This is a genomic window from Microbulbifer pacificus, assembly GCF_002959965.1.
Taxonomy (GTDB): domain Bacteria; phylum Pseudomonadota; class Gammaproteobacteria; order Pseudomonadales; family Cellvibrionaceae; genus Microbulbifer; species Microbulbifer pacificus_A.
Genome location: NZ_PREV01000026.1, coordinates 1,298,682 through 1,319,112 on the forward strand (window position 1 = coordinate 1,298,682; position 20,431 = coordinate 1,319,112).

The 20,431-nt window shown below is 59.5% G+C and carries 19 protein-coding genes; 9 read left to right on the plus strand and 10 right to left on the minus strand.

Going from position 1 to position 20,431, the window contains the following annotated elements; genetic code table 11:
- The first annotated feature begins 67 nt into the window (after positions 1–67).
- Positions 68–2,581, plus strand: a complete 2,514-nt coding sequence (locus tag C3938_RS05855) for a choice-of-anchor D domain-containing protein (RefSeq protein ID WP_105102262.1) — start codon at positions 68–70, stop codon at positions 2,579–2,581.
- 74 nt (positions 2,582–2,655) lie between these two features.
- On the opposite strand, the gene C3938_RS05860 is transcribed toward C3938_RS05855, so the two are convergent.
- From C3938_RS05860 to C3938_RS05885, 6 genes are all read right to left on the minus strand, one after another.
- Positions 2,656–3,402 carry a TerC family protein gene (locus tag C3938_RS05860; RefSeq protein WP_105102263.1) on the minus strand — a complete coding sequence of 249 codons (747 nt, stop codon included), beginning with the start codon at positions 3,400–3,402 and terminating at the stop codon, positions 2,656–2,658.
- An 82-nt stretch (positions 3,403–3,484) separates the two neighbouring features.
- A complete protein-coding gene (locus tag C3938_RS05865; RefSeq protein ID WP_105102264.1) occupies positions 3,485–3,874 on the minus strand; it encodes an STAS/SEC14 domain-containing protein in 390 nt (129 codons plus the stop codon).
- A gap of 108 nt (positions 3,875–3,982) precedes the next feature.
- Positions 3,983–4,294 (minus strand): hypothetical protein, encoded by a 312-nt coding sequence (locus tag C3938_RS05870; RefSeq protein ID WP_158681585.1) that lies wholly within the window; start codon positions 4,292–4,294, stop codon positions 3,983–3,985.
- Between the two features lie 11 nt (positions 4,295–4,305).
- On the minus strand, positions 4,306–5,034 hold the full coding sequence (locus tag C3938_RS05875) for an SIMPL domain-containing protein (protein WP_233998677.1): 729 nt from the start codon (positions 5,032–5,034) through the stop codon (positions 4,306–4,308).
- 164 nt (positions 5,035–5,198) lie between these two features.
- Entirely contained in the window at positions 5,199–6,716 is a 1,518-nt protein-coding gene (locus tag C3938_RS05880) for an aldehyde dehydrogenase (RefSeq protein WP_105102267.1), read from the minus strand.
- A gap of 96 nt (positions 6,717–6,812) precedes the next feature.
- Complete coding sequence (locus C3938_RS05885) at positions 6,813–7,337, minus strand: asparaginase domain-containing protein (protein ID WP_105102268.1); 525 nt, start codon at positions 7,335–7,337, stop codon at positions 6,813–6,815.
- Positions 7,338–7,538: 201 nt separating this feature from the next.
- Here C3938_RS05885 and C3938_RS05890 point away from each other — a divergent pair, with 201 nt between their 5' ends.
- The 3 genes from C3938_RS05890 to C3938_RS18065 all read left to right on the plus strand — a co-directional run bounded on the left by C3938_RS05890 (position 7,539) and on the right by C3938_RS18065 (position 9,559).
- Positions 7,539–8,177 (plus strand): Crp/Fnr family transcriptional regulator, encoded by a 639-nt coding sequence (locus tag C3938_RS05890; RefSeq protein WP_105102269.1) that lies wholly within the window; start codon positions 7,539–7,541, stop codon positions 8,175–8,177.
- 176 nt (positions 8,178–8,353) lie between these two features.
- Positions 8,354–8,791, plus strand: a complete 438-nt coding sequence (locus C3938_RS05895) for a DMT family transporter (protein WP_105102270.1) — start codon at positions 8,354–8,356, stop codon at positions 8,789–8,791.
- Positions 8,792–8,794: 3 nt separating this feature from the next.
- Positions 8,795–9,559 (plus strand): GNAT family N-acetyltransferase, encoded by a 765-nt coding sequence (locus tag C3938_RS18065; RefSeq protein WP_199775495.1) that lies wholly within the window; start codon positions 8,795–8,797, stop codon positions 9,557–9,559.
- 10 nt (positions 9,560–9,569) lie between these two features.
- On the opposite strand, the gene C3938_RS05905 is transcribed toward C3938_RS18065, so the two are convergent.
- The gene (locus C3938_RS05905; protein ID WP_105102271.1) at positions 9,570–10,232 is read right to left on the minus strand and encodes a fumarylacetoacetate hydrolase family protein; all 663 of its coding nucleotides are present in this window, start codon (positions 10,230–10,232) and stop codon (positions 9,570–9,572) included.
- A gap of 309 nt (positions 10,233–10,541) precedes the next feature.
- Here C3938_RS05905 and serA point away from each other — a divergent pair, with 309 nt between their 5' ends.
- Both serA and rarD read left to right on the plus strand, forming a co-directional pair.
- On the plus strand, positions 10,542–11,774 hold the full coding sequence (serA, locus tag C3938_RS05910; RefSeq protein ID WP_105102272.1) for a phosphoglycerate dehydrogenase: 1,233 nt from the start codon (positions 10,542–10,544) through the stop codon (positions 11,772–11,774).
- Positions 11,775–11,948: 174 nt separating this feature from the next.
- Positions 11,949–12,863, plus strand: coding sequence for an EamA family transporter RarD (rarD, locus tag C3938_RS05915; RefSeq protein ID WP_105102273.1), 915 nt, complete (start codon positions 11,949–11,951; stop codon positions 12,861–12,863).
- 17 nt (positions 12,864–12,880) lie between these two features.
- Here rarD and C3938_RS05920 read toward each other — a convergent pair whose 3' ends face one another.
- Positions 12,881–13,876, minus strand: coding sequence for an alpha/beta hydrolase (locus tag C3938_RS05920; RefSeq protein ID WP_233998678.1), 996 nt, complete (start codon positions 13,874–13,876; stop codon positions 12,881–12,883).
- Between the two features lie 105 nt (positions 13,877–13,981).
- Between C3938_RS05920 and C3938_RS05925 the strand changes: the two genes are divergently transcribed.
- A complete protein-coding gene (locus C3938_RS05925) occupies positions 13,982–16,519 on the plus strand; it encodes a S8 family peptidase (RefSeq protein ID WP_105102274.1) in 2,538 nt (845 codons plus the stop codon).
- Positions 16,520–16,578: 59 nt separating this feature from the next.
- Here C3938_RS05925 and fba read toward each other — a convergent pair whose 3' ends face one another.
- Together fba and C3938_RS05935 are read right to left on the minus strand one after the other, a co-directional pair.
- Positions 16,579–17,643, minus strand: a complete 1,065-nt coding sequence (gene fba, locus C3938_RS05930) for a class II fructose-bisphosphate aldolase (RefSeq protein ID WP_105102275.1) — start codon at positions 17,641–17,643, stop codon at positions 16,579–16,581.
- A 190-nt stretch (positions 17,644–17,833) separates the two neighbouring features.
- Complete coding sequence (locus C3938_RS05935; RefSeq protein ID WP_105102276.1) at positions 17,834–18,997, minus strand: phosphoglycerate kinase; 1,164 nt, start codon at positions 18,995–18,997, stop codon at positions 17,834–17,836.
- Between the two features lie 326 nt (positions 18,998–19,323).
- Here C3938_RS05935 and C3938_RS05940 point away from each other — a divergent pair, with 326 nt between their 5' ends.
- Entirely contained in the window at positions 19,324–20,139 is an 816-nt protein-coding gene (locus tag C3938_RS05940) for an alpha/beta hydrolase (RefSeq protein ID WP_105102277.1), read from the plus strand.
- On the plus strand, positions 20,136–20,342 hold the full coding sequence (locus C3938_RS05945; protein WP_105102278.1) for a CPXCG motif-containing cysteine-rich protein: 207 nt from the start codon (positions 20,136–20,138) through the stop codon (positions 20,340–20,342). The genes C3938_RS05940 and C3938_RS05945 overlap by 4 nt, the downstream gene beginning before the upstream one ends.
- Positions 20,343–20,431 lie beyond the last annotated feature (89 nt).

The window sequence follows — 20,431 nt, forward strand, 5'->3', positions numbered from 1 at the left end:
CACGCAGGTTTACCCAGCAGCACCGGAGAACTTGCACCCTGTTAACAACAATAACCAAGGTGCATCTATGGAAACCCTATATCGCCAGCGACGTGGTGCAATCACCGCACTTCTTTTCCTCGCCGGTGCCGCCACGGCAGCGGCGGCCAACGCAGAGACAGTTTATTCCGACAGCTTTGCCAGTGGCGGCATCAGTGACTGGTCGACAACCGGCACCGCGGACGCCTACAACAGCACCCTGCGCCTGCGCGGCACCACCACGGCTACTCGCGCGATATCCACGGCAGGTTTCGCGGCGGTTTCCATCGACCTCACTATGTCCGCCAGCTCGTTGGAGAATGGTGAATACTGCTATGGGGAGATATCCCTGGACGGAGGAAGCAGCTGGATCACCGCACTCACCATTGCCAACGGTGACGACAACGGCACCCTGTTCAGCACAAGCAACGCACCAAACGGCGTGGACAACAATACGAATGTGCAGCTCCGTTTTCGCGGCACTGGCGCTACAACCGGCGACTATTGTTATGCTCACCAGGCACTGGTCACCGGCACCGGTGGCGCACCTACGGATCCCGATATCAGCGCGCCCACATCAGTCAACTTTTCCAGTGTTTCTCCCGGCGGCAGCGCCACACAGAGTATTAGCGTTTCCAATCTGGGCACCGCCACGCTCGTGATCAGCAACACCTCCAACCCCGCAGCGCCCTTTGCGATTTCCGGCAACACCTGCAGCACTGTTGCGGCAGGAGGCAACTGCAGCATAAGCGTGGACTTTACCCCAGTAGCGGAGGGAAACTACAACAGCAACCTCGTTATTTCATCCAACGATCCCGACGAGCCCACGGTATCCATCGGCCTCACAGGCACATCCAGCGCGGGCGGCGGCAGTGTGGAAAATTTTGATCCACTCAGTGGATCGGGCTCTGTGAGCCGTTCAGCACTATCGATGAACACATTGATCAATGGCAGTGATCCGGGCAGCCTGGTTGCGTATAGCCATTACGCGCTGCCCGCGCAGGCGGCGATGCCCACCAATCAGTTTGAAGGCTCACTGGAGCTGTTTGGCGAAGCCAGCGGCGGTGCGTTTGACAAACACAAGGATACCTTCCGCTATGTGGGCTCCCAGGACACCACCCGCAAACATCTCCCCGAGTTCAACTTCGAGTTTGTCCAGACCGGCAGCCATATTTTTCCGGTACAACGCGGCTCTATTCCCAGCACACATCCCGAGTGGGAGTATGTGCTGACCCCCGGAAGAGTCTGGAATGAAAACGGAGACGCCGGATACAGCCGGGTCGCCCTGCCGTTTGCACTGCAACAGAAAAATGCCAACTGCATGCACAACGGGGTGATGTCCTTCCTGTTCAAGGACGATGGCTCCGTCTCCGATGTGGCATATCAGATAGCCGGAGAAACCTGCCTCTATTTCCAGTTCGACATGTGGGGCCAGCTGTCTGCCAGCTACACTCCGCACAGTGTGACAAACCGTGCGCAGCTGGTGAGTGACTATCAGGCGGAGGTCAACGGCCGCATGCCGAGCAAACCCCTGAGTGCGCTCAATCAGGATTACCCGGGCACGGATTACACCCACTTCGCCGCGCCCAACGGCAAGAATCCAGCGGCGATTTCACTGGTGGGCTTCGTTATCGACGGTACCCACTATGTGGGAGGCTGCAGCTCCCGTCAGGGGAGTTATCCCTATTGTGAGTCGCTGGTTGTACCCTCCTATTCCAGTGCCAAATCGGTATTTGCCGGTAGCGTACTGATGCGGCTGGAGCAGAAATATCCGGGCACCTTCAACCAGTCCATTGGGAACTACATCAGTGAATGCAACAGCAATGGTAACTGGAACGACGTTACCTTCGGCAATGCACTGGATATGGGCACAGGTAACTACAAGCTCGCCGGTTACATGAGCGATGAAGGTGCCAGTCACACCAATGATCTGTTCCTGCCGGAAGACCACGCGAGCAAGATCAGTTACAGCTGCACCGAATACCCGCGCAAGGCCACGCCGGGTAGTAAATGGGTATACCATACCTCCGATACCTACCTTCTCGGCACCGCGATGAACGCCTATGTGAAAGGTATCGAAGGCAGCAGCAGTGACATTTTCACCGACATTCTGCTCGACGAAGTGCTGACGCCTCTCGGTGTCAGTGCAACCGCCGAATTCACCCGCCGGACGTACGATGGCGTACAGCAGCCGTTTACCGGCTGGGGGCTGATGTGGCTGCGGGATGACGTCGCCAAGATCGGCAGTTTCTTCGCCGGCACCAGTCAGTCCACGCTCAACCAGGCGCAGTTGAATGCCGCACTGCAGAAGGATGCGTCGGACCGCGGACTGGAACCACTGGCCAACTACAAATACAACAACGGCTTCTGGGCACACGAGGTCAGTGGCAACATGCCCGGCTGCAGCAATCCCCTGTGGCTACCGTTTATGTCCGGGTACGGAGGGATTTCGGTACTGATTCTTCCAAACAATACCGTGTACTACTACTTCGGAGACGATGACGAATATCTCTGGATGGAAGCTGCCCAGGAGTCCCACGGTATTCGCAGCCTGTGCCTGTAGGCGGATATCGAACGCATGTGTAGAAAAGGGGCGGTCATCGCCCCTTTTTCCTTTATGACGGGTACAGGAGGTTATTACTCCTCTCTCAACGGCTTGCGCAGCGCCACTGCATCGGTCTGCTTCTTGCGCAGGCGGATATTGAGCATTTCCACCGCCACCGAAAAAGCCATGGCAAAGTAGATATAACCCTTCGGCACATGCACATCAAAGCCTTCGATAATGAGAGTGACCCCAACCAAAATCAGAAACGACAGCGCCAGCATTTTGATGGTGGGATGACGGTCGACAAAATCCCCGATGGGTTTGGCCGCAAACAACATCACCCCCACTGCCAGAATGATGGCGATGGCCATAATGGAAACATGCTCCACCAGGCCCACGGCGGTGATCACCGAATCCAGCGAAAACACAATATCCAGCACCGCAATCTGTAACAGCACCATACCGTATGTAGCGGTGGCAACGCTGCTGTGCCCGCCCTCGGCGCCTTCCAGGCTGCTGTGGATCTCGTGGGTGGCCTTGGCCAGCAGGAACAGACCACCGCCGATCAGGATCACATCACGTCCGGAAATTTCCTCACCGAACAGAGTGAACCAGGGCTGGGTCAGTCCCATGATCCAGGCAATGGAGAACAACAGGGCCAGGCGAGTGAGCATTGCCAGTGCCAGACCGATAAAGCGCGCGGACTCACGCTGCTTTTCCGGCAGACGGCCGACGAGGATGGAAATAAAGATGATGTTGTCGATGCCTAGGACGATTTCCAGTGCGGCCAGAGTAGCCAGTGCAATCCAGGCCTCCGGGCTTGCAATCCATTCGAACATGCACAAGTTCCTGCGACGTTATTGTGAGGGAGCCGGGCGCGAAAACCGAACCCGGCTGGGACAATCAGAGACGGAAGGGAGTTTATGCGGTTTCCTGCAGCCACGCCAAGGCCGGCGCCCTGTCTTCGAAAAAGCGGGCTTCGCCACCGATAAACCAGCCGCCGATTTTGGTTGCGGTTTCCTGCCAGGATTTGTTACCCACCATGGCCACCCGATTGAACTGGCGCCCGTGTTTCAGCCCCAATTTGAGATCGTCCCAGGCCGCGCGAATCTCCCAGCCATCGAGCTCGCGCATATCCATCAGCACATCGATTTTTGGGTGTTGCATACCGGCAATCGCGGACTCCAGCATCGGCACCAGGGTTTCGTAGTCCTGGTGTTCGAGTTTGCCGCGGACGTGCATGGCGAGCATAACCCGCTCATTACCGGTGCGCTGAATACTGATGGAAAACCCGTGATGAAATTCACTCATAGCGGAGCCTTCAAGCAGAAATTGCTGTCATCCGGTTGGTATAGGGTGGTCTCCACCAGAAGGCAAGTTTTCGGGCCCCGCCCGGTGAGAGGGCCCAGCAGGAAAGACTCAGTGGGAGAGAATGTCGACGATTTCGTGGGTGGCGTTTACCAGCCGAACCAGTTCGCCTTCAATCCGCACGGTAATCAGGCCGTGACGGTCTACCGGTTGCACGATGACTGCATGGCTATAGATCGAGTCTTCCAATACGTGACCGCGCACCAGTTTTTTCTTCCAGCCGGGAGGCAACTCACCGCCGCGCTCTGCTTTCTTCTGTAGGCCCGGGGGAAGTTCGCCGTTTTTGTCCGGCTTGGCAATCGCTGCGGTTGCTCCCATTGCCAGAGACGCGATCAGAACTACCGAAAGAAGTGGATGTTGCATAGCACTAACCTTTAGTCTGCCAAGTAATATTCTATGGTGGATACTACCCGCACCTTCTTGATGTGCGGATTGTTTTTGTCGCGATCGTCGATGGTGAACTGGCCCTGTGAGGCGCGGCGGATCTTGCCGAGGCGACTGCCGGAGTCTTCGGCAAATTTTTCCGCGACGAAACGCGCCTGCTTGGTGGCCTCTTCCACCATCAGCGGTTTCACCTCATTCAGACGGGTGAAAATATATTCTGGCTGCGCCTGATAGTTGCCCTGCGAAAAAACAATGCCATCGCGCCCCAAATCCGCAAGTCCATTCATGGCGGTGCGGACCGTCTTCACCTGATCCGAGTACACGGTCACCGTCTGCAGCGCGGTGTAGCGGTATGGAAAATTCTGATTACCACCATACTGCTGCGCGGACAGGTCTGTGATCGCCGGCATCGAGACGGAAATGGCTGTGGCAGCGATTCCCTGCTTTTGCAGGAACTGCTGGATTTTATTGCTGCTTTCGGAAATGGTCTGATAAAGCGCGGCGAGATTGTTATCGGCCACTGTGAACTGGATCGGCCAGATCACGATGTCCGCAGGGAATTCACGCTCCGCCAGCCCCTTGACCGTCACCGTGCGCTCATAGCCCTTGAACCGCTCCACGGCCTTCACGGTAAAGCCGCCCAACACCGCCAGGCCGAGCAGCACACCAATACCCAGCAGGGCAGCGGCGGCAATATTGTTCCGGTTCAATTGAGTCACGGCAGCTCCCGATCCCTATACAAAGTTCTTGTAGCATGTTCGCCCGCGACAGCTGAATCAAGTCTGAACCACGCAAAATTTACCCTGGCCGCTGCACTCGGAGCTGACATAAAAAAGGGCCGCGATGGCGGCCCAAAGGAGTCAAATTCAGATAGATCCGCAGATCAGCCGATATCAATCCAGGTGGATTTCAGTTCACAGTATTTGTCCAGCGCATGCAGGGATTTGTCGCGGCCGTTACCAGACTGCTTGAAACCACCGAAAGGTACGGTGATGTCGCCACCAAAATAGTTGTTTACCCATACCGAGCCCGCGCGGATATCCCGCGCCATGCGGTGAGCGCGGCCAATATCCCGGGTCCAGACGCCAGAGGCGAGGCCGTAGATGGAGTCGTTGGCAATTTTCAGCGCCTCTTCCTCGGTTTCGAATTCGATTACCGATAGCACCGGACCAAAAATTTCCTCGCGGGCGATTTTCATATCGCCGTTCACGCCCTTGAAGATGGTGGGCTCGTAATAGTGCCCTCCTTCCACCGCGGACACGGGTTTGCCACCGCACACCAGCTGCGCGCCCTGCTCCAGACCTTTTGCCACATAGAATTCGACCGTATCGAACTGACTCTGGTCGATGAGCGCACCCATTACGGTGTTGGGGTCCTGCGGATGACCGGGTTTGAAACGCTCGGAAGCCTTTTTCACCTTCTCGATGAAGGTGTCGGCGATACTTTTTTCCACCAACAGACGGGTACCGGCGGTGCAGGTCTCTCCCTGGTTGTAGAACACGGCAAGCGCCGCGGCTTCCGCCGCCTTGTCCAGGTCGGCATCGGCGAACACGATGTTCGGGCTCTTGCCACCGAGTTCGAGGAAGGTGCGTTTGAGGTTGGACTGGCCGGAATATTCGGTGAGGGTTTTGCCCACCTCGGTAGAGCCGGTAAAGGTGAGCCCATCGATGTCCATGTGCAGACCGAGCGCCTTGCCGAGGCTGCTGCCGGGCCCCGGCAACACGTTCAGCACACCGTCCGGCAGACCGGCCTCTTTCGCCAGCCCCGCCAGTTTGATGGCGGTAAGCGGGGTGTTGGAGGCGGGCTTCAGGATCACACTGTTGCCGGTGGCGAGCGCCGGACCCAGTTTCCACGCGGTGGTGGAAAGCGGGAAATTCCACGGCACGATCGCCGCGACCACCCCCAGTGGCATGCGGGTGATCAGGCCGATTTCGGTGGGGCCGGTGGGCGCGATCTCGTCGTAAATCTTGTCGATGGCTTCTGCATTCCAGCGGATGGTGGTCACCGCGCTCGGCACATCCACATTCATGGTGTCGCTGATGGGTTTGCCGGCGTCGAGGCTTTCCAGCAGCGCGATCTCCACCTTGTTCTCTTCGATCAGTTCGGCAAACCGCACCAGGATTTTCTTGCGTGCCATCGGTGGCATATGGGACCAGACCCCGGACTCGAAGGTGTCGCGCGCCACTTTGACCGCGCGCTCGGCGTCTTCCGGGCCACAGTTGGCGATCTGCGCCAGTTCACGGCCGTCCGCCGGGCTGGTGCAGGGGCGGGTCTGGCCACTCAGGGCATCCACATATTCGCCGTTGATAAAGGCGCGACCTTCGATGGTCAGGGTGTCCGCCAGGGCGAGCCACTGCTCGAGTGTCTGTGGGGTCGGCTTCTGGGTCCGGTTGTCGGTCATGCGCACCTCGATTCCTGGGTTGCAAGTTAAACTGAAGGATTGTTCAGTTTATACCTAAAATGTGATCACAAATCAAAGCCCTGAGTTTAGCCTTGCTCAGATCGCTTCGAAAGTGCCGGCCTGCAGGTTTTTGCGCGCGCCGGGGATGGGGAAGACCCGGTTGTGGAAAGCGATGTAGAAACCGGGCTGCATCAGCCGCGCCGCCAGCAGCGCTTCGGTGAAGTTCTGGCGGGCGTCGGAGTCGATGAAGCCCATGGGTTTCATGGCACCGGTGAAAACCACCGGCACCTTTGGAGTTCCCATTCTGGCGTGGCAGTAATCCGCGGTGACGGACATGGTGTCGGTGCCGTGAAGGATGACGATGGAGTCGCCCTTTTCCGCGGTGCGGGCGATCGCGGCACAGATCAGCTCGCGGTCGCCGTCGTCCATCTCCAGGGAATCTTTGTTCAGCACACTTTCCAGCTCGAGCTGAGTGTAGGGCAGGCGCAGGCTGCTGATCAGGCCCTCGCGGATAATCGACGCGCGGTTTTTGAGGGTGCCATCGGATTCGCAGTAGCTTTTTTCGATGGTGCCTCCGGTGGTGAGGATGCGGATGGTGGTCTTTTGGTTGAGATCTGTCATCGTTTTTCCCGCTGAATGAGTACAGTTGCGCGCATCTTAGAGGGGGTTTTGGAACGGGACAATCTTAGTTTCAACCGGATCCTCTCGCACCCTGTGCCGCCCTTCGCGACAAGCCGACCGGCCCCGCCTCCGCGCGCTAGCCTTCTCCCTTTATACTCCTGGCACTTGGCCCCGCACTCCGCCATCCGGACATTTGCCCCTATGTATCCGATATACCCAGAGCAACCCGTTTCCGAGCCATGTGAAGGTGCCGCATTCTCGTCCCTGCGCAAACAGCTCGACACCTATTATCCGCTGACCCAGCACACCTGGACCGACTATCGCCGAATCTGCAGTCCGCGCCAGATGAAAAAAGGTGGGATTCTCTACCCGGCGGGAGCAACGCCGCGCTCCTTTGCCTATGTATACCGGGGTTTGTTCCGCGCCTATGTACTGGATAACAAAGGGACCGAATACAACAAGAATTTCTTCCCCGAAGGCCGCTTTCCCGGCGCCATGACTGCGCTTCTGCGCGGGGAACCTTCGCAGTTCACGATCGAAGCGCTGGAAGATTCGGAGATTATCGAAATCGATCACGCCGGGTATCGCCGCCTGCTTCAGGAACACGATGACCTCAAGCTGTATCACATCCAGTATCTCGAACGGCACTGGCTATTGGACAAAGATATCCGCGAGGTGACCCTGGTGCAGGATGACGCCGGCACGCGCTACCGGAAATTTCTGCAGGACTATCCCACACTGGTGTCCCGGCTGCCCCAGTATCACATCGCCTCCCACCTCGGCATCACGCCCACTCAACTCAGCCGCATAAGAAAAAAGCTGATCGATCAACCTATGTAAATGCTTCGACGACATCGGCTGCCTAAACTCGCCCGCATCACTCAGAGCCCCTCCGGCTCTACTGGATACCCGGGAGAAAACCATGCAACTGTTGTCCGCTCTACGCTGGCGCTACACGGCGCGCCGCTTCACCGAGGAGCGCCTGGCAGCGCGTGAATTTGTACAGGTGGTGTAGCGTGTGGTTCGCGACCCTGGCGATAACAGCCGGCGCGGCCATTGCCCTGCAGGCCGGTATGAATGCGCAATTGGGGATCCTGCTGCGCAATTCCCTGCTCGCCACCGCCATTGTGTTTGGCATCAGCTGCCTAGTGACGACAGGCGCCGCCTTCACAGCTTTGCGCCAACCCCTTTCCTATTCGACCCTCCAGACAGTGCCGTTTTACCTGTGGTTTGGCGGTTTGCTCAGCGCATTTGGTGTGGGGATGTTTTATTTCCTGATCCCCCGCATGGGTGTGGGACCGATGATGTCGTTTGCCCTGACGGGGCAGATTCTGGTGGCCATGATCAGCAGCCACTTCGGCTGGTTCGATCTTCCGCAACGACCAGTTACCCAGATTCGGGGGCTGGGTGTGGTGGCACTGGCGGCGGGTATATTGTTAATCAACTGGGAGTAGCACATGGATACGTTATTGATACCGGGCGGGGCTGATGCCCGCCTGAGCGACGACGCGCTGGACAATGCCAATCTGGACAACCTGACCGCGCTGTGGACGGCGATGGGCGCAAAGCCCCATCCAGGCCACGTCGGTATGCGTGCCTGCGAGCAGTGGCCAAACCGCTTCTGGTTTCCGCGAGAGGGCGCATTGCCGGCGGCCCACGCACTGAAGGCGCTGCTACATCAACTGCCCGCACGCGCGCAGGTGCCCGTTTTTACGCAAGACCCGCTTCTGGTACAGGGGCTGCGCGACGCGGGCTTCGATGTCTTTCTGGAACAGCGGGCGATGCATCTGGAGCTGGCGCAGTGGCAACCGACACCTGCCGCCGGGATGCTGCCGCTACAGCGCGTGCGCTCCGCCACCGAAGTATCGGGCTGGACGGGGGTGGCCAGTGCGGCGTTCGGCTACCACATCGACGTCGCGGTCATCGAGCAGCTCGCCCGGCACCCCGATGCGAGCCTGTGGTGGGCGGAGCTCGGCGGTGAGAGGGTGGCCACCGCGTTGCTGTTTCGCACCGGAGTGATCACCGGAATCCATTTGGTGGGCGTGCCCGCAGCCTTTCGCGGCCGCGGTATTGCCCGTTCGCTGATGCAGGCAGTGCTCGCCCACTGCCGGGACTCCGGGGCGCGCTACGTCACCCTGCAGGCTTCGAAAATGGGCGAGGGTCTGTACCGGCAACTCGGGTTTGCCTCGCGATTTGCGATCGCCAGCTACCGCCGGAATTAAACCGGTGCAACTAGACCATCGAGGTCTCCACCCGCAACCAGTCGTCCTCCAGCTCCATGGTGACCCTGTCGCCCGATTGCAGTTCACCCACGCCGGCGGGCGTGCCGGTCAGCACCACGTCACCGGGCAGCAGGGTGAAATAGCTGCTGATATAAGCCACCAGGTCCAGGATCGGCGTCAGCATATGGCTCGACTTGCCGCGCTGGCGGATTTCGCCGTTCAGCCACAGGGTGTAGGTCAGGTTGTCCCAGTCCGGCAGCCAGTCCAGCTTCACGAACGGCGACAGTGGGCAGGCGCCGTCGAAGCCCTTGGCCTTCTCCCACGGCTGGCCCTGTTTCTTCAGATCTGACTGCAGGTCCCGCAGGGTCAGATCCAGCGCCAGCCCCAGGCCGGCAATGGCCGGTGCCACCTGCGACGCGTTGGCATCGGTCAGTGTCTCGCCAATCAGCAGTGCCAGCTCGCCCTCGAAGTGACAGCTGCCACGCCCGCGGGGCAGATGCACCGGCTCGGCCATCGGCACCGCCGCGGTGGCAGGTTTGATGAACAGCAGCGGCTCCTCCGGCACCGGATTGTTCAGTTCTTCAGCGTGGGCGGCGTAATTGCGCCCGACACACACGATCTTGCCCAGGGGCAGGTCGACGGGAGATTTGCAGGTGAAAGTGTGTTTATACATGTGGGCACCTTTAAAAATCGTAGCGAGCGGGCGGCTGGTGGTGGCCGCCGGAGCGCAGGCAGCGGAGTGTATAGTTCATACATGAGCATGCCGAGTACCGCCGGGCACCGCCAGACGCACGCGCAGTAGATTATTGGAGGTGCTCATAACCAAAGTCGATATCTAGGATAGATATTGCGTATAAAGTTTTGGAAAGCCCTTGTGGTATGATGCCGCCCTCGCCGGGTCCCCGGCGACTCCCTTTCGGGAACCTCTAAGACTTTCGCAAATTCAGTCGCGTTCTTTTCGCGCTCGGCCAAGAGACTCGTTATGGCTTCTCAGACTTCTCTTCAGAAAGACAAAATCCGGATACTGCTGCTGGAAGGTGTTCACCAGTCCGCCGTGGATCTGCTGTCTTCCCGTGGCTACACCAATGTGGAATACGTTAAATCCGCACTGCCGGAAGACCAACTGATCGAGAAGATTGCCGACGCGCACTTTGTCGGGATTCGCTCCCGCACCCAGCTGACCCGCAAGGTACTGGAAAGCGCGCCCAAGCTGATCGCCGTGGGCTGTTTCTGTATCGGCACCAACCAGGTGGACCTGCAGGCTGCCACCGAGCTCGGCATTGCGGTGTTCAACGCGCCCTATTCCAACACCCGCAGCGTAGCCGAACTGGTGATCGGCGAGGCGATTATGTTGCTCCGCGGTATTCCGGAAAAGAACATGGTATGCCACCGCGGCGGCTGGCAGAAATCCGCCGTGGGCTCGTTTGAGGCCCGCGGCAAGACCCTGGGTATCATCGGCTACGGCGCTATCGGTTCCCAGACTTCCGTGCTTGCCGAAGGCATCGGCATGCGCGTGATCTTCTTCGATGTGGTCACCAAGCTGCCGCTGGGTAATGCGTCCCAGGTCCACAACCTCGATGAATTACTGGCGCAGTCCGATGTTATCTCCCTGCATGTGCCGGAACTGCCATCCACCAAGTGGATGATCGGCGCCGCGCAGATCGCGAAAATGAAAAAGGGAGCGATTCTGATCAACGCCTCCCGCGGTACTGTGGTGGAGATCGAGCCACTGGCGGAAGCCCTGAAAAGCGGTCACCTCGCCGGCACTGCCATCGACGTGTTCCCGGTAGAGCCCCGCGGCAATGACGACGAGTTCCTGTCGCCACTGCGCGGCCTCGACAACGCGCTGCTCACCCCACACGTGGGCGGCTCCACGGTGGAAGCGCAGGAAAATATCGGTGTGGAAGTGTCGGACAAGCTGGCGCTCTACTCCGACAACGGCACCACCACCAGCTCGGTAAACTTCCCGGAGGTGGCGCTGCCCGGTCACGCCGGCGCCCACCGGCTGCTGCACATTCACAAAAACGTGCCCGGCGTGCTCGGCGCCATCAACCAGGTATTTTCCGAAAACGGTATCAACATTTCCGCCCAGTACCTGCAGACCAACGAGAGCGTGGGCTATGTGGTGATCGATGTGGATGCGGAATACTCCGATCTGGCACTGGAGAAGTTGAAAAATATTCCAGGCACCCTGCGTTGCCGCGTTCTGTTCTGATTCCCGCGAATCTGACGGACACAGACTGACGGGCGCAAACGCGTCTGTTAGACTCTCCCGAACCCGGACTTCGCCCTGCAACAGCGGTGGCGAAGTCCGGGTTCTTTCTTTCCTGTCTTCCCGATTTTTTACGGCGCGCCGCGGTGCATTCCCGGTGGCCAGGGCTGCTTCCACGTGCAAAACCAGAATTCCGAATCTGCTGCCGCAGGACTGCTGGCGGGCATTGGTGCCTTTCTCATCTGGGGCTTGGCGCCGCTGTACTTCAACCTGCTGGACGGTATTTCCGCACCGGAAATCCTGAGCCACCGCAGTATCTGGGCATTTGTTCTCGCACTGCTGATGCTCGCCGCCATGGGCAAGCTGGCTGATTTATCCAGCACTTTGCGCTCCGGCAGGAAAATGCGCACGCTGCTTCTTTCGACCCTGCTGATCGGCAGCAACTGGCTGGTGTTTATCTGGGCCATTACCAATCAGCACATTCTCGACGCGAGCCTCGGCTACTACATCAACCCGCTGATCAGCGTGCTGCTGGGTGTGCTGTTTATGGGAGAGCGGTTGCGCCCGCTACAGTGGCTGGCGGTGGCGATCGCCGCAGTGGGTATCGGCTATGAACTGTGGCAATTCGGGCGAGTGCCGCTGATCGCGCTGTTTCTGGCTCTGACCTTTGGTTTTTACGGCCTGGTGCGCAAGCGCGCACCGGTGGACAGCCTGACCGGACTCGCGGTGGAAACCCTGTACATGCTGCCGCTTGCGCTCGGCTTCCTGATCTGGACCGACAGCCCCAGCAGCAATCTGCTGACCAACAGCTGGGAACTGAACGGCCTGCTTTTGTTCGCCGGTCCCGTCACCCTGACACCGCTGCTGCTGTTCAATATCGCCGCGCGCCGGCTCAATCTCTCCACCGTCGGCTTCCTGCAATACCTGGGGCCGACGTTGATGTTGCTGCTTGCAACGTTCTATTACGGCGAACCGCTAAGTGAGAGCAAGCTTGTCACTTTCGCCATCGTGTGGTTTGCGCTGCTGCTGTATTCCGCGGATGCGTTGATACAGCGCCGCATACGCCATCAGCTGCGGAAAACAGCGCTCTAGGAGATCCGAAAAGAGGTCTACTGGGCGAGCCAGTTGTCGAGGGCCGCGATGATCTGCTGCCGGTAGGGCTGGGTTTCGTTGATCATCTGGTGACGCGCGCCGCGCACGATGACCCGCTTGCTGTTGGGGAAACGGTCGCGGATCACACGCATGTTGTAGCGCCAGTCCACGGTTTTGTCGTCGGTACCCTGCAGTACCAGAATCGGCCGCGGATTGCGCTCGGATCCGGGGAACAGATGCAGCCAGTCCACCATCGCCCGCAGCCAGCGGATAGACATCACCGGTGACTGCAGCGGGTCGCGATGGGCCTGGCGGCGGGCGAACTCGGCGTCGTGGGTGTTGATATTGAAGCCGCGGTTGGGGTGCGGCAGCAGGAAGCGCCCGAGGTAGAACATCCACTTGCGCAGATGCCAATTGGCGGGGCGCACCAGCGGCGCCAGCAGCAGGACCTTGTCGAGCGGCTGCCACTGGCTGAACTGCAGATACGCCAGCAGCGTCGCGCCGCCGGTGCTCTGGCCGAGACCGTGCCAGGGAGCGGGCATCCGGTCGCGCGCCCGGCACAGCAGAGCCTCCAGTACCTCCCGGTACTGCATGAAACTGTCGATGGCCACCGGCTCACCGCTGGACAGGCCATGCCCGGGGAAATCCACCGCAACCACATTGAAACCGCGCTCGAGGCCGAAGCGGATCGCAGCGCCGTAGATACCGGTGTGGTCGAAGTAGCCGTGGCAGATAAACAAGGTGCCTCTGGGGCTCTTCGCCAGCCAGTACTGGGCGACGAGTTCGAATCCGGCGGCACAAAAGGTGCCGATGCCGGTGGCACTGGCTTCGTCAAAATTCAGGCGATAGAAATTCCGGTAGGAGATTACCGATTGCGGCAGGGGCTGGTCGCAGGCGAAGTCCAGTTCCGGCAGTTGACTGCGCAGGGCGGAGTAATCCGGCCGGCGGATAACCGGACTGATCTCGACGGCATTGAGGTCATTCAACAGATCCATGACCCAATGGTACTGCATTTACCCCCCTCCGCCACCCCAGACACCCCGGATCAGTGGGGGGACCCTTGAGCCGCCGGAGAGAATTTGGGAGCATCAACTCACATTTACTGACAGCCAATACCCATGTCCTTCGTTCGCTTCACTTCAGCCCTTACCCTGACGCTATTCCTGTGTGCCTGCGGCGGTGGAAGCGGATCCGATGGCGGCTACACATCAACCGGTGGCGACTCGCCGAGCGGATCTTCCAGCAGCTCATCAGGCGGCTCATCCGGAAATGCATCCGGCGGCAGCGCCGGGCCCTTCAACCTAAGCGGCACGATTTACGCACGCGCATTTTCCAGTAGCGACACGGACACCAATGATGAACTCGCCAACGCCACGTTGAACAATCAGGCAACCGAGGCACAACCTGTTGTAGTGCCGGCACTGATCGGCGGATTCGCCACCGCATCGGCCACCGGAGAATCCAGCGGCCGTTTCCGCACTCAACCCGATAGCGATGACTGGTTTGCATTCTCTGCAGAGTCCGGCACCCAGATACTGCTGCAGATCCACCGCTATCAGACACTGCTACCCCTGCAAAATGACCTCGACCTGTTTCTCTACGCACAGGGAAACCCCAATGAGCCCATCGCATCCAGTACCGATATCGATGAGTTCGAATCCCTCACGGTTCCGGAAAGTGGCGACTTCCTGTTGCGGGTAAATGCAGCGCGCGGTCACAGTAACTACACGCTGCGCCTGGACCGGCAACGCCTGTCCCACACCAGCAGCAGTCCTTCCGTCGCCGACCCCATGGTTCCCGGAGAGCTGCTGGTACAAAGTGGTGGCACCTCTCCCCAACACTGGCAGCGTCGCGTGGTGCCCGCAGCCGATCTGAACAACGTCTTGTCTCAGGTGCTGTCCGTTCATCCCGATGTCAGCGGCATCAAACTGGCACGCCTGCAGCTCCTGTATGCCCGCAAGTCACTGCTTGCAGACAACGACGTTCTACGGGTAGAGCCCAATTTCGTTTACCAGCGTACAACCACCCCCAACGACCCGCTGTATTTGCGACAGTGGCATTACCGCAATATCCACCTTCCGGACGCCTGGAGCCTGAGCCGCAGCGACAGCAACACAGTAATCGCAGTGCTCGACACCGGTATCTTCAGCGGGCACCCGGACCTCGCAGGTAAGCTTCGGGACGGATACGATCTGATCACTGACCCTGAGCGCGCCAGGGATGGAGACGGGCCAGATCCCGACCCGGAAGATCCCGGCGATCTCGCCAGCAACCCCCGCAGTTCTTGGCACGGCACCCACGTCGCCGGCACGGCAGCGGCGGACACAGACAACGCAGATGGCGTCAGTGGCAGTGGCTGGGACACCTCGATCATGCCGCTGCGGGTACTGGGTGTAGGTGGAGGCACCAGCTACGACGCGGCACAGGCGGTGCTGTATGCCGCGGGACTCACCAACGGAACGGGCGCCCTGCCAACCCGCAACGCCGATGTTATCAATATGAGTTTTGGTGGCAGCGGTTACTCTCAAATACTGCAAGACGCGTTGGATGCGGCGCGCAGTGTCGGCCTCATCGCAGTAGCGGCGGCAGGAAATAGCGCCAGTAGCGGGCCATCCTACCCCGCCGCTTTACGCGGCGTGATCGCTGTCAGTGCTACCGACGCCGCGGATGCTCTCGCCTACTACAGTAATTTTGGCGACTGGGTGGATATAGCCGCGCCAGGTGGCGACCTGACCGCAGATGTGAACGGCGATGGACACCAGGATGGCATCTACAGCACCTATGTGCTCGAAGCCGCGACAAACACGGCCAGTTACGGGAGCCTGCAGGGTACATCAATGGCTGCGCCCCACGTCGCCGGTGTCCTTGCACTGATGAAATCGCTCAATCCTGCCCTCACCCCTGACAACGTCGATGCGCTACTGGAAGAGGGAAAGCTCACCCGGGATGTTGGAGAACCAGGCAGGGACATACAGTTTGGCCACGGACTGGTCAACGCGGAATCCGCAGCACTCGCCGCCAATCGGGCACCAGAGCAACATATCCGCGCAGAACCTTCCCGTCTGGACTTTGCAGGTACCTACCGCAGACTCACGGTGGAGTTGTCCGATACCAGCGGGGGAGAGAATGTCATTGATGGAGCACCATCAGGCAACCAACCGTGGATTATCAAAACAGTTGCCGACGTGGTCGATGCGAATGGATTTGGTCGCTATACGGTGTGGGTCGACCGCAGCGCACTGGCTCCCGGGAACCATACTGGGGAGGTGATTTTTCCTCTCACAAATGCCGGACAGTTTTCACTGCCGGTGAATGTCACCTCTACTCCAGTAGGGTCCAGAACCAGCGCAGGGCGCCAATACCTGCAGCTGCTGAGCGTCGATGACAAAGGCAATTCCGCTCTTGTAGAGCAGATAGCGCTCGACGCAATGGACGGAATCTACTCCTTTCAGTTTTCCGATGTACCCGCAGGAAAGTATCAGCTCATCAGCGGGTCTGACCACAATGGTAACGGCGTGCTGTGCGAGGACGGTGAATCCTGTGGATATTATCCCGAAGCGGGCACCACACTCAGCGTCGATAGAAGTCGCAGCGACCTCGGATTCTTCTCGGACTACCTGAACCCCGCCGCGGAGCCTCGGCCAAAAGCCCCGTAACGACCCAAAATAAAAAAGCGGGCTCAAAGCCCGCTTTTTTATTTTGGGTACGTGCCGTCTCAATTGATCTTGGGCACCAGCTCGCCCTTCTCATAGCGCTGGAACATGGTTTCCAGGCTGAGGGGCTTGATCTTGCTGGCGTTGCCGGCGGCGTTGAATGCCTCGTAGCGGGCGATGCAGATTTCTTTCATGGCCTTGGTGGTGGCCGCGAGGAACTTGCGCGGATCGAATTCGGACGGGTTTTCCGCCAGGAAGCGACGCACCGCACCGGTCGAGGCCAGACGCAGGTCGGTGTCGATATTGACCTTGCGCACGCCGTACTTGATGCCTTCGCAGATCTGCTCCACCGGCACACCGTAGGTTTCCGGAATCTCACCGCCAAAGTCGTTGATCACCTTCAGCCACTCCTGCGGCACGGAGGAAGAACCGTGCATTACCAGATGGGTATCCGGGATACGCGCGTGGATTTCCTTGATGCGGTCAATGGCGAGGATGTCGCCCGTGGGCGGACGGCTGAACTTGTAGGCACCGTGACTGGTTCCGCACGCGATGGCCAGCGCGTCCACCTGGGTTTTCTTGACGAAATCCGCAGCTTCTTCCGGGTCGGTCAGCAACTGGTCGTGGGACAGTTTGCCCTCGGCGCCAACGCCATCTTCCTCACCGGCCATGCCGGTCTCCAGCGATCCCAGGCAGCCCAGCTCACCCTCCACAGACACGCCGCACGCGTGCGCCATGTCCACCGCGCGACGGGTCACGTCGACGTTGTACTCGTAGGAGGCCGGGGTTTTGCCGTCTTCCATCAGCGAGCCATCCATCATCACCGAGCTGAAGCCCAGCTGGATGGAGCGCTGGCACACTGCGGGGCTGGTGCCGTGGTCCTGGTGCATGACCACCGGGATGTGCGGAAATTCTTCCACCGCGGCCAGAATCAGGTGGCGCAGGAAGGGCGCACCGGCATATTTACGGGCGCCGGCAGACGCCTGCACGATCACCGGGGAGTCGGTCTGGTCTGCCGCCTCCATGATCGCGCGCATCTGCTCCAGGTTGTTGACGTTGAACGCAGGAATGCCGTAACCGAACTCGGCAGCGTGGTCCAACATTTGACGCAAGCTGATTAAAGCCATGAAAAAACCCTTTCTCGTCGAAATTTAGCTGGTATTGGGTACAACGGGTGTGCGATTCCTGAAGCGGGGCTCCGGTCGCATCTCTTTTTAATGATGGGTACTACTTACAACGGGTATTGCTTACAAAAGGTACGTTCCTGGTGCACATCCGGGGCTGCTTCGCGCCCCGGATACTCAAAGCCGCGGGCAATTACTCGCCAGCGCGGGTTTCCAGGATGGCTACCGCCGGCAGCACCTTGCCTTCCACGTACTCGAGGAATGCACCACCCCCAGTAGAAATATAGGAAACCTGCTCGGCAATGCCGTACTTGTCCACCGCGGCCAGGGTGTCGCCACCGCCGGCGATGGAGAAAGCGTCACTCGCGGCAATCGCACGGGACAGGTGCTCGGTACCGGCGCCAAACTGGTCGAACTCGAACACGCCCACGGGGCCGTTCCAGATGATGGTCCTGGCATTCTTGAGGATTTCCGCCAGCGCCACAGAGGTGTCCGGGCCGATATCGAAAATCATGTCGTCTTCAGTCACCGCGTCCGCAGACTTGGTTTCCGCCGCCGCGGATTCACTGAACTCCTTGCCGGTCACCACATCGGTGGGCACCGGGATATCGCACTTCTGCATCAGGCCTTTGGCGGTGTCGATCAGGTCGTGCTCGCACAGGGACTTGCCCACCGGCTTGCCGCTGGCAGCGAGGAATGTATTGGCGATGCCGCCGCCGACGATCAGCTGATCCACTTTGTCGGACAGGCTCTCGAGTACCGTCAGCTTGGTGGACACCTTGGAGCCACCGACGATGGCAACCATCGGGCGCTGCGGGTTCGCCAGCGCCTTTTCCAGCGCATCCAGTTCCGCCGCCAGCAGCGGGCCGGCGCAGGCGATGGGGGCGAATTTGGCCACACCGTGGGTGGAAGCCTGGGCGCGGTGCGCGGTGCCGAAGGCGTCCATCACAAAGATGTCGCACAGGGCCGCGTACTGCTTGGCCAGGGCCTCGTCGTCCTTCTTCTCGCCCTTGTTGAAGCGCACGTTTTCCAGCAGGGCCACATCGCCATCGGCCAGTTCCACGCCGCTCTGCCAATCCCTGATGACCGGCACGTCTTTGCCCAGCAGCTTGCCCAGGTGCGCGGCAACCGGCGCGAGAGAGAATTCTTCCTCGTACTCACCCTCGCTGGGGCGGCCCAGGTGGGACATCAGCAGAACCTTGGCACCCGCGTCTGCGGCGGCCTTGATGGTGGGCAGTGCCGCGCGGATACGCGCATCGGAGGTCACTACTCCGTCTTTTACCGGCACATTCAGGTCTTCGCGGATCAGTACGCGCTTGCCCGCCAGATCCTGGTCCTTCATCAATTTAACCGCCATAGCCAATCCTCTTTTGCTGGTTGCTGAATACTTGCTCACTCCACCTCTCCCGGCACATACCGGAAGAAAGCGGGCGCGGATTATAAGCTGTTGCGATTGTGCCTGCCCACACAGGGGCCCACTGCGCTTCCGGCGCGGAGTATATCAACCCGTTTTGTAAATGAATTACCGCACACTCTGTAAAACGAGCTGACATCGCTGTCATTTTTACAAGAACGAAAAAAAGTTCCCGGCGGCGCGTTGCCCACGCATTTAGCGCTCTCTACCATTGTCCCAACAGCGCACCGACCCGCGAAGGTGTGGGTCATTTCTCGACAGGAGTCGCCATGTCCAATACCGGCAACGATCGCAATCGCCGCCACAAGGTGACCTTCCCCAACATCCGCGGCGAGCAGCTGGCGGGCATTCTGGAAGTGCCGGCCGGTGCTCCCATCGGCTTCGCACTGTTCGCGCCCTGCTTCACCTGTGGCAAGGATGTACTCGCGGCTTCCCGCATCTGCCGACGCCTGGCGGATCAGGGTATCGCGAGCCTGCGGTTCGACTTCACCGGCCTCGGCGACAGCGAAGGAGACTTCAGCGACACCAATTTCTCCAGCAACATGGCGGATCTTGAGAGCGCCGCACGTTTTCTGCGCGACGAGTACCAGCCCGCAGACATGTTGATCGGCCACAGTCTCGGCGGTGCGGCGGTACTGGCCGCGGCGGCATCGGTGCCGGAGGCAAAGGCCATTGTCACCATCGCCGCGCCAGCGGATCCTGAGCATGTGCTGAAGCAGTTCTCCTGCGCACTCGACATCATTGAACGCGAGGGCGAGGCGGAGGTGCAGCTTTCGGGGCGGCCGTTCGTTATCCGCAAACAGTTCGTTGAGGACGTTGAATCCATCGCCGAGGGATATATCCACGGGCTGGGGCGGCCACTGCTGATCTACCACTCTCCCGTGGATCAGGTGGTTTCCATCGACGAGGCCGCAGATATCTACAACCGCGCCCTGCACCCGAAAAGCTTTATCAGCCTGGACCACGCCGATCACCTGCTCACCCGACGGGAGGACGCCGTCTATGTGGCCAATACCCTGGCGGCCTGGGCGATACCCTACCTGCAGGCCCCGCGCCCGCGAGCCAATCCAGAGAAGGAGCCATGAACATATCCACCGGCAAAATAGAAGAATTCAGTGATCGCTGCCCCTACTGCGGCGAAACCATTCTGATGCTGATCGATACCTCCGCCGGCAGTCAGCACTACATCGAGGACTGCGCCGTGTGCTGCCGACCGATTCAGGTGCTGGTGAGTGTGGACATGGAAGGGGAGTGGACGGTGCAATTCAAGCACGAAGGTGACGTCTGAAAACGGCGTATAGAGGGCAGCGGATACCCCAAAATGAAAAAGGCCGCGGCGAGAGCCCGCGGCCTTTTTCATTTTCTGTCAGGAGAACA

What these genes read in the sequence shown, in the direction of transcription:
- C3938_RS05855 (WP_105102262.1), top strand. Translation starts at nt 68, where the DNA reads ATGGAAACCCTATATCGCCAGCGACGTGGTGCAATCACCGCACTTCTT.
- C3938_RS05860 (WP_105102263.1), bottom strand. Translation starts at nt 3,402, where the DNA reads ATGTTCGAATGGATTGCAAGCCCGGAGGCCTGGATTGCACTGGCTACT.
- C3938_RS05865 (WP_105102264.1), bottom strand. Translation starts at nt 3,874, where the DNA reads ATGAGTGAATTTCATCACGGGTTTTCCATCAGTATTCAGCGCACCGGT.
- C3938_RS05870 (WP_158681585.1), bottom strand. Translation starts at nt 4,294, where the DNA reads ATGCAACATCCACTTCTTTCGGTAGTTCTGATCGCGTCTCTGGCAATG.
- C3938_RS05880 (WP_105102267.1), bottom strand. Translation starts at nt 6,716, where the DNA reads ATGACCGACAACCGGACCCAGAAGCCGACCCCACAGACACTCGAGCAG.
- C3938_RS05885 (WP_105102268.1), bottom strand. Translation starts at nt 7,337, where the DNA reads ATGACAGATCTCAACCAAAAGACCACCATCCGCATCCTCACCACCGGA.
- C3938_RS05890 (WP_105102269.1), top strand. Translation starts at nt 7,539, where the DNA reads ATGTATCCGATATACCCAGAGCAACCCGTTTCCGAGCCATGTGAAGGT.
- C3938_RS18065 (WP_199775495.1), top strand. Translation starts at nt 8,795, where the DNA reads ATGGATACGTTATTGATACCGGGCGGGGCTGATGCCCGCCTGAGCGAC.
- C3938_RS05905 (WP_105102271.1), bottom strand. Translation starts at nt 10,232, where the DNA reads ATGTATAAACACACTTTCACCTGCAAATCTCCCGTCGACCTGCCCCTG.
- serA (WP_105102272.1), top strand. Translation starts at nt 10,542, where the DNA reads ATGGCTTCTCAGACTTCTCTTCAGAAAGACAAAATCCGGATACTGCTG.
- C3938_RS05920 (WP_233998678.1), bottom strand. Translation starts at nt 13,876, where the DNA reads ATGCAGTACCATTGGGTCATGGATCTGTTGAATGACCTCAATGCCGTC.
- C3938_RS05925 (WP_105102274.1), top strand. Translation starts at nt 13,982, where the DNA reads ATGTCCTTCGTTCGCTTCACTTCAGCCCTTACCCTGACGCTATTCCTG.
- fba (WP_105102275.1), bottom strand. Translation starts at nt 17,643, where the DNA reads ATGGCTTTAATCAGCTTGCGTCAAATGTTGGACCACGCTGCCGAGTTC.
- C3938_RS05935 (WP_105102276.1), bottom strand. Translation starts at nt 18,997, where the DNA reads ATGGCGGTTAAATTGATGAAGGACCAGGATCTGGCGGGCAAGCGCGTA.
- C3938_RS05940 (WP_105102277.1), top strand. Translation starts at nt 19,324, where the DNA reads ATGTCCAATACCGGCAACGATCGCAATCGCCGCCACAAGGTGACCTTC.
- C3938_RS05945 (WP_105102278.1), top strand. Translation starts at nt 20,136, where the DNA reads ATGAACATATCCACCGGCAAAATAGAAGAATTCAGTGATCGCTGCCCC.